At 73.9% G+C, this 6,587-nt stretch carries 7 protein-coding genes; 6 read left to right on the top strand and 1 reads right to left on the bottom strand.

Going from position 1 to position 6,587, the window contains the following annotated elements:
- Both VFW24_02820 and VFW24_02815 read left to right on the top strand, forming a co-directional pair.
- The coding region (locus tag VFW24_02820) for an ATP-binding cassette domain-containing protein (protein HEX5265681.1) at positions 1-395 on the top strand (395 nt) is incomplete at its 5' end.
- On the top strand, positions 392-1,435 hold the full coding sequence (locus VFW24_02815) for a hypothetical protein (protein ID HEX5265680.1): 1,044 nt from the start codon (positions 392-394) through the stop codon (positions 1,433-1,435). The genes VFW24_02820 and VFW24_02815, both read left to right, overlap by 4 nt.
- Here the strand turns inward: VFW24_02815 and VFW24_02810 are convergent.
- On the bottom strand, positions 1,399-2,514 hold the full coding sequence (locus VFW24_02810; protein HEX5265679.1) for a hypothetical protein: 1,116 nt from the start codon (positions 2,512-2,514) through the stop codon (positions 1,399-1,401). The genes VFW24_02815 and VFW24_02810 overlap by 37 nt on opposite strands.
- Positions 2,515-2,605: 91 nt before the next feature.
- Here VFW24_02810 and VFW24_02805 point away from each other — a divergent pair, with 91 nt between their 5' ends.
- The 4 genes from VFW24_02805 to VFW24_02790 form a co-directional block, all read left to right on the top strand.
- Entirely contained in the window at positions 2,606-3,418 is an 813-nt protein-coding gene (locus VFW24_02805; protein ID HEX5265678.1) for a DUF455 family protein, read from the top strand.
- A 57-nt stretch (positions 3,419-3,475) separates the two neighbouring features.
- The gene (locus VFW24_02800) at positions 3,476-4,417 is read left to right on the top strand and encodes an aldo/keto reductase (GenBank protein HEX5265677.1); all 942 of its coding nucleotides are present in this window, start codon (positions 3,476-3,478) and stop codon (positions 4,415-4,417) included.
- Between the two features lie 90 nt (positions 4,418-4,507).
- Positions 4,508-5,137 (top strand): ferritin-like domain-containing protein, encoded by a 630-nt coding sequence (locus tag VFW24_02795; GenBank protein HEX5265676.1) that lies wholly within the window; start codon positions 4,508-4,510, stop codon positions 5,135-5,137.
- Positions 5,134-6,587: hypothetical protein (locus VFW24_02790; protein ID HEX5265675.1), on the top strand; the 1,454-nt coding region annotated here is incomplete at its 3' end. The genes VFW24_02795 and VFW24_02790, both read left to right, overlap by 4 nt.

Genomic DNA, 6,587 nt, shown 5'->3' with positions numbered 1-6,587 from the left:
TCGACGAGCTCATCGACCTGATGGGGCTGCACTCGTTCCGCAACAAGTTCATATCCGAGCTGTCGACGGGGTCGCGCCGGATCGTGGAGCTGGCGTGCATGCTGGCCCACCGCCCCTCGATCCTCCTCCTCGACGAGCCGTCGTCGGGGATAGCCCAGCGCGAGACCGAAGCCCTCGGGCCGCTCCTGCTCCGCATCCGTGACCAGCTGGACTGCAGCGTCCTGATCATCGAGCACGACATGCCCCTGATCAGCAACCTGGCCGACAACATGGTCGGCCTCGAGCTCGGTCAGGTCATCGCCTACGGGACGCCCCGGGAGGTTCTCGAGGACCCGCACGTGGTCGAGTCCTACCTCGGAGGAAGCCTCCCCGACGTCCTGAAGGCCCCGCGATGACGCTCCGGAGGCGCCGGTGGCCGTCCGCCCGGCTGGCCGTGTTCGGCACCACCCTCGTCACGGCAGTGGCGGCCGCCGGTGTGGCGGGTCCGGCCGTCCCGGCTGCCGCCGCCGCCCCGGTCCGCACCGCCTGGTGGAACACGGCCCCGGCCGGCTTCTTCCCCGTCTCGATGACCTCGGGCCAGCTGGCGGTCTCGGAGGGGGCCACCGGGCCGATGGCGCTGGCCGCGCTCGCCTACGCCCCGGGGGCCGTTCCGACGAGCGGCGCCAACCTGACCCTGGCCGTGGACGGCAACTCGTCGTTCGGGCCGGCCCAGGTGCAGGCGTGCCCGGTCAGATCGGCCAGCGCGAGCTGGAAGGCGGGCGGGGGCCAGACCGGCTCTCCCCCGGCCTACGACTGCAGCCGGTCGGTCACCGGCCAGGTGGCCTCCAGCGGGTCCTCCGTCACCTTCAGCCTGGGGGCGGGCCAGGCCGAGCCGGACGGCTCGTTCAACGTGGCGGTCCTCCCGGCCTCCGGCGCCCTGCCGTTCCAGATGGTGATCGACCCTCCCGGGGCGTCGTCGCTGGCGGCCCGGCCCGCCCCGCCCGGTGCCGGTGCACCGGCCCCGGCCCCGGCGGCGCAGACGGCCCCGGCGCCTTCCGGTTCGCCCGGTGGGGCGTCCGGCCCCTCGGGAGCTCCGGGCACGCCGCCCGACCAGGGCGTGCCCCTCACCCCGACCGACAGCGGATCGAGCCTTCCGGCCCTGCCGGCCCCCACGACGCCGTCGCCCACCGCGTCCTCATCGGCCCAGGCCGCGCCGGCTCCCGCCGCCCCGGCCGCCGGCTCCCGGGGGGCGCTGGCGGGGAACCTGCCCCCTCCGCCGGGGACGGGCCCGGCGGGTCACTCCAGCCCGACCGGGAAGATCCTCGGCTTTGCCGCCCTGCTGATCGTCCTCGTTCTGTACTCCGAGGGCTTCGGGGTCCTCGGGGGGCGCATCCGCCCGCTGTCGAGCCGGTTCGGGCGTCAGCCGGGCGCCGGGGCCGACAGCATGTCGGCGTAGGCGACCAGACCCGACACCGGCACCGTCCCCCGGATCCGCACCCACCGGCCCCCGCCGGCGTCCACCCGGACCTCGGCGCCGTCGGACCGGATGGCGGTCGTGGCCGCCCCCAGCCCGGTCAGGGTCACCGCACCGGTCTGCGTGGACTCGGAGTCCCACGGCAGCTGGCCCGGGGCGCCCCGGCCGGCCTCGACGGTGACCACGTCGGCGGCGGCCGTGAAGGCCCACACGACCGACGTGGCCAGCACGACCTGCGGGTTCTGCGGGTCCGGCTCGGCGAAGCGCTCGACGCCCGCCCGGGCGAAGCCGGCGGGCAGGGGCGGGGCGGGCAGGAACGTCGAGGCGCCGGGGTCGGGCTGGGCCACCGGGGCCCCGATGCCCGGCCGGACGCTTCCGGCCGCCCGCAGGCTGGCGGCGGACACGGGGTCGGACACCGGCCCGGTGTCGACCTCCACCGCCTGGCGGTCCTCCACCAGGCGGCCGTGGTAGGTCCAGTCCTCCCCGAGCTCGATGCCCTCGGCGTCCAGGCAGATGTCGTCGTGGTCCGACCCGCTGAACCGTCCCACCGCCCCACTCGGGGGCCCCGAGAAGCGGTACACCCGACAGGTGCGGCCGGCGACGGTCACGGTCCGGTCCTGAGGCCGGACCAGGCCGCGGGCCTCGAGCTCGGGAAGCTGGGTGGCGAGGTCCTGGTCGATCCCCGGCGGGCCGGGCTGTCTCCCGGACACCGGGTGCACCGTTGCGCCCTGGACGTCGTAGAGGGCGTCCTTGGTGAACACGGTGGCCGCCAGGGCGGCCACGCCCGGCCCGGGACGGCTGTGGTAGGTGACGTCGGCGGAGTAGAAGGGCCGGCGCACGGTCAGCCGCTCCCAGGAGACGACCCCGGCGCCTCCGGCGGCCAGGTTCCGGACCCGGTAGGTCACCTGGTACGAGGCGATGCGGTCCGGGGCCACCAGCGCGGCCCGGGTGAGGTGCCGGGCCAGGGGGACCCCGATCCCCGCCCCGACCAGGAGCACGGCCACCCCGGCGATGACCGCCCGCTGCCGCCGCAGCGAGCGCGGGGGCGCGGTGGGGGGCACGGGGGCATTATCGACGGCGCCCGGGGTGCGGGGGACCCGGCGGGCGTAGTCTGGGTGGAGCGACGGCTACGACGGATGGGGAGGTCCCGTAGTGAAAGACGTTCTGCCGGCCAGCGCCCTGGCTCGCGACGACCGCTTCGTCGAGGTGGACATGCAGCAGCGCCTCACCGACCCGCGCCTCGGGATGTCCACCGGCAACTACCAGCGGGTCGGCCGGCTCGGCCCCGAGGACCCCGACGCGCCGGAGCGCTCCCGGGCGCTGATGCACGGGATCTTCATGGGGGAGATCCAGGCCCTGGAGGGCGCCGGCCGCACGTGCTGGGACTTCGAGGACGCCGAGGCCCCGTACGCCCTCAAGCTGGACATGGCCCGCCAGTGCTGGGACGAGTCGCGCCACGTCGAGATCTCGGTGAAGCTCACCGAGTGGATGGGGACCTCGATCGGGGAGTTCGCCGAGTCCCGCTTCCTCTACCAGGCGGCGTGCAGCCCCGACCCGGTGCTGCGGCTCACCGGCGTCAACCGGGCCCTGGAGGGCCTGGCCATCGACGTGTTCAACACGATGAAGGACTTTGCCGGGTTGTCCGGTGACCCGGTGCTCGGCTTCTGCGAGGACTGGATGCTGGCCGACGAGGTCACGCACGTGAAGATGGGCTCGGACTGGCTGCGGGCGCTCACCGCCGACGATCCCGAGCGGCGCACCCGGGCCCTCGAGTTCCAGCGCACCGTTGACAAGCTGTTCAGCCTCGGCGGTGGGCGGGGGAAGGACCAGGACAGCCCCATCCGGCTGGCCGAGGAGTTCCGCCGCATGGCCGGCTTCACCGAGGACGAGATCGACGAGATCGACAAGCTGAGCGACGAGCGCCGCCAGGAGCTGCAGGAGATGGCGCGCGCCGCCACCGCCTGACCCGCCGGACCCCGACAACCGGCTGACGACGAGCAGAGAGGGGTCGTAGTGGCCGACATGGAGACGCGTCGTCTGGGCTCGTTCGAGGTGAGCCTCGTCGGCCTGGGATGCAACAACTTCGGGATGCGCATCGACGAGGACCAGAGCCGGGACGTGGTCCACGCCGCCCTCGACGCCGGGATCAACCTCTTCGACACGTCCGACAGCTACGGCGGGACCCGTTCCGAGCAGTTCCTCGGCCGGGCCCTGGCCGAGCGGCGGGACGAGGTGATCATCGCCACCAAGTTCGCCAGCCCGGTCGACGACGACCCCTCCCACCGCGGCGCCAGCGCCCGGTGGATCGTCGAGGAGGTCGAGAACAGCCTCCGCCGGCTCGGCACCGACCGCATCGATCTCTACCAGCAGCACTATCCCGACAAGGACGTCCCGCTGGAGGAGACCCTCGAGGCGCTCGACGGCCTGGTACGCGCCGGCAAGGTCCTCGAGATCGGGAACTCCAACTTCGATGCCGACCAGCTGAGGCAGGCCGACGGCATCAGCGCCAAGCAGGGCCGGGCCCGCTTCGTCAGCGCCCAGAACGAGCTGTCCCTCCTCCGGCGGCGGGCGGCCGACGACCTGCTGCCGGCATGCGCCGAGCTGGGCCTGGCCTTCCTCCCGTACTTCCCGCTCGGCAGCGGGCTGCTCACCGGCAAGTACCGGCGGGGGGAGGCGCCGCCCGAGGGGACCCGCATGCAGGCGTGGGGATCGGGGTTCTCGGAGCGCCAGCTCACCGACAAGAACTTCGACCGGGTCGACGCCCTCACGGCGTGGGCCGAGGCGCGGGGCCACTCGATCCTCGACCTGGCCTTCGCCTGGCTCCTGGCCCACGACCCGGTCGCCACGGTCATCGCCGGCGCCACCCGTCCCGAGCAGGTGAAGGCCAACGTCGAGGCGGCGCGCTGGAAGCTGTCCGCCGCCGACCTGGTCGACATCGGCCGGTTGCTGGCCGAGCTCGGATAGGTCGGGCCCGCCGGTCCCGGACCCGTCCGGGTCGGCAGGCCACAATTACATCCGGGTCGTCAGGCCACAATTGGGGAAGGGGGTGAGGGCATGTCACGTCACCGGGCGCTGGTCCAGGTCCTCGGAGCCGTCGCCTACGGGGAGCTCAAGGCGTACGAGGGAGCCCGGGCACGCGCCGGGGCTGCCACCGACGACGCCGAGCGCCGTGCCTACCGGCAGGTGGCGGCCGAGGAGCTGCGCCATCACAAGGGATTCGTGCGCCGGCTGGAGGCCCTGGGCGCCGATCCCGAGCGGGCCATGGCTCCGTACCGGGGCCAGTTGGACCGCTACCACGCCGCCGCCCCCGCCGACGAGTTGGCCGAGGCCGTCTCGTCCTACCTCGGGGAAGGGATCGCCGACGACCTCCTCCGCTGGCTGCGCCGGGTGGCCGACGCCGACACGGCCGCGTTCATCGACGAGGTGCTCGAGGACGAGGCCGGCCACGAGGCCATGGCCGCCGGCGCCCTGCGCGACTACCTGGACGGGGACCCGGTGCGGCGCCTCCGCTCCGGCCTGGCTGCCCTGGACATGGCGGCCCGCATGGCGCGCAGCGGCTTCGCCGGCCGGGGCCTGATGCCGTTCCACGCCTTCGTCGAGCTGGGCCGCCCCGTCGATCTCGTCGGCGCCGTGGTGGGCGGGCAGCTGCGCCGGCTGGTCCGGGCGGGAATGCTGGCTGCTTGAGCGGTCCCTCCGTCGAGCCGGGCTCCGCCGCCGAGATCGAGGCGGTCGTCCGGCGCTATCTGGGGCGGGTCGCCCGCCGCTACGTCCCGGCGGCGGTGCTCCTCGGGGTCCTGCTGCTGATCGTGGTCCTGGTGCCCACGGTGTCACCCTCGTCCCAGCCGGCCGGCACGGGAACCGTGGCCGGAGGGAGCGCCGGGCAGCAGACCGGGCCCGGGTCGGCCCCGGCTGGTGGTGGCGCCGGGCCGGCACCGGCGGACACCGGCGCGGGTGCAGCCCTCGGCGCCGGGGCGCTGGCCGGGGGAGGCGCGGCCTCCGCGGCCCCGGGAGGCGCGGCCCCGGGCGCGGCTGCGGTGGTCCCGGCGGCGGGATCGGGCACGGCCGGGGTCACCAGGACCGGGGTCAGGTGCGGCCCCGGCGTGCGCCAGTTCCCCTGGTCCCGTTACGCGCCCACCTGCGTCCCCGCCTTCCACGGCAACAACGGCGGGGCCACCGGGCAGGGCGTCACCGGGTCCACCATCACCCTCGCCTACCGGCTGCCGAACTCGGCCCAGCAGCAGGCCATCGACGCGCTGGCCGGGGCGGCCAACATCAACGACCAGGCCTACGTCTCCGACCTGCAGTCCTACGTCAACTTCTTCAACACCCAGTTCGAGCTGTACGGCCGCAAGGTGGTGCTCAAGCCGTACAACGGCCAGGGGGACTACATCAACGAGGACCAGGGTCAGGACCTGGCCGCCGCCCAGGCCGACGCGGTCACGGCCCGCGACCTGGGGGCCTTCGGGGACGTCACCTTCTCGCTCGAGTCATCGCAGGCGTACGAGCAGGACCTCGCCGCCCAGCACGTCATCAGCTTCAGCGCCGTGGCCGAGCCGCATTCGTGGTTCGAGCAGTACGCGCCGTACGAGTTCTCGGTCCAGGGGCCGGAGGGCTCGGTGGCGATCACCGAGTCGGCGGCGGTCGTGTGCCGGCGGCTGGCGGGGATGCACGCCATCTTCTCCGGCAACCAGGCCGACACCCTGCGCAACCGGGCCTTCGGCGCCATCTACCCGGAGAACCCCGAGTACACCGCCGAGGTCCACCAGTACGAGCAGGAGGTCGCCAGCCAGTGCGGTCTGACCGTGCAGCCCGTCGTGGCCTACTCCATCAACATCGCCGAGTACGAGACCGAGGCCGCCCAGGCGGTGGCCCAGATGCGGGCCAAGGGCGTCACCACCGTCCTGTGCGCCTGTGACCCGATCTTCCCGATCCTGTTGACCAACGCCCAGCAACAGCAGGGCTACTACCCCGAGATCTTCACGGCCAGCTTCGGGGATCCGGTGAGCCGCGACTACAACCAGACGGCGTGGAGCCACGCCGTGGCGGGCGGGATCCAGTTCCCGCCCCAGGCCGGCACCGAGGCCTACAAGGCCTTCCAGACCGGCTATCCGGGCCGGCACCCGGCCGAGTGGGC

This window comes from Acidimicrobiales bacterium, from assembly GCA_036273495.1.
Lineage (GTDB): Bacteria > Actinomycetota > Acidimicrobiia > Acidimicrobiales > JAJPHE01 > DASSEU01.
The sequence above is the reverse complement of the archived record's forward strand: the minus strand, read 5'-3'. Positions and strand labels throughout refer to the sequence as shown.

Excerpts from the sequence above, each read along its gene's own strand:
- VFW24_02795 (HEX5265676.1), top strand. The coding sequence starts at position 4,508 with ATGTCACGTCACCGGGCGCTGGTCCAGGTCCTCGGAGCCGTCGCCTAC.
- VFW24_02815 (HEX5265680.1), top strand. The coding sequence starts at position 392 with ATGACGCTCCGGAGGCGCCGGTGGCCGTCCGCCCGGCTGGCCGTGTTC.
- VFW24_02800 (HEX5265677.1), top strand. The coding sequence starts at position 3,476 with ATGGAGACGCGTCGTCTGGGCTCGTTCGAGGTGAGCCTCGTCGGCCTG.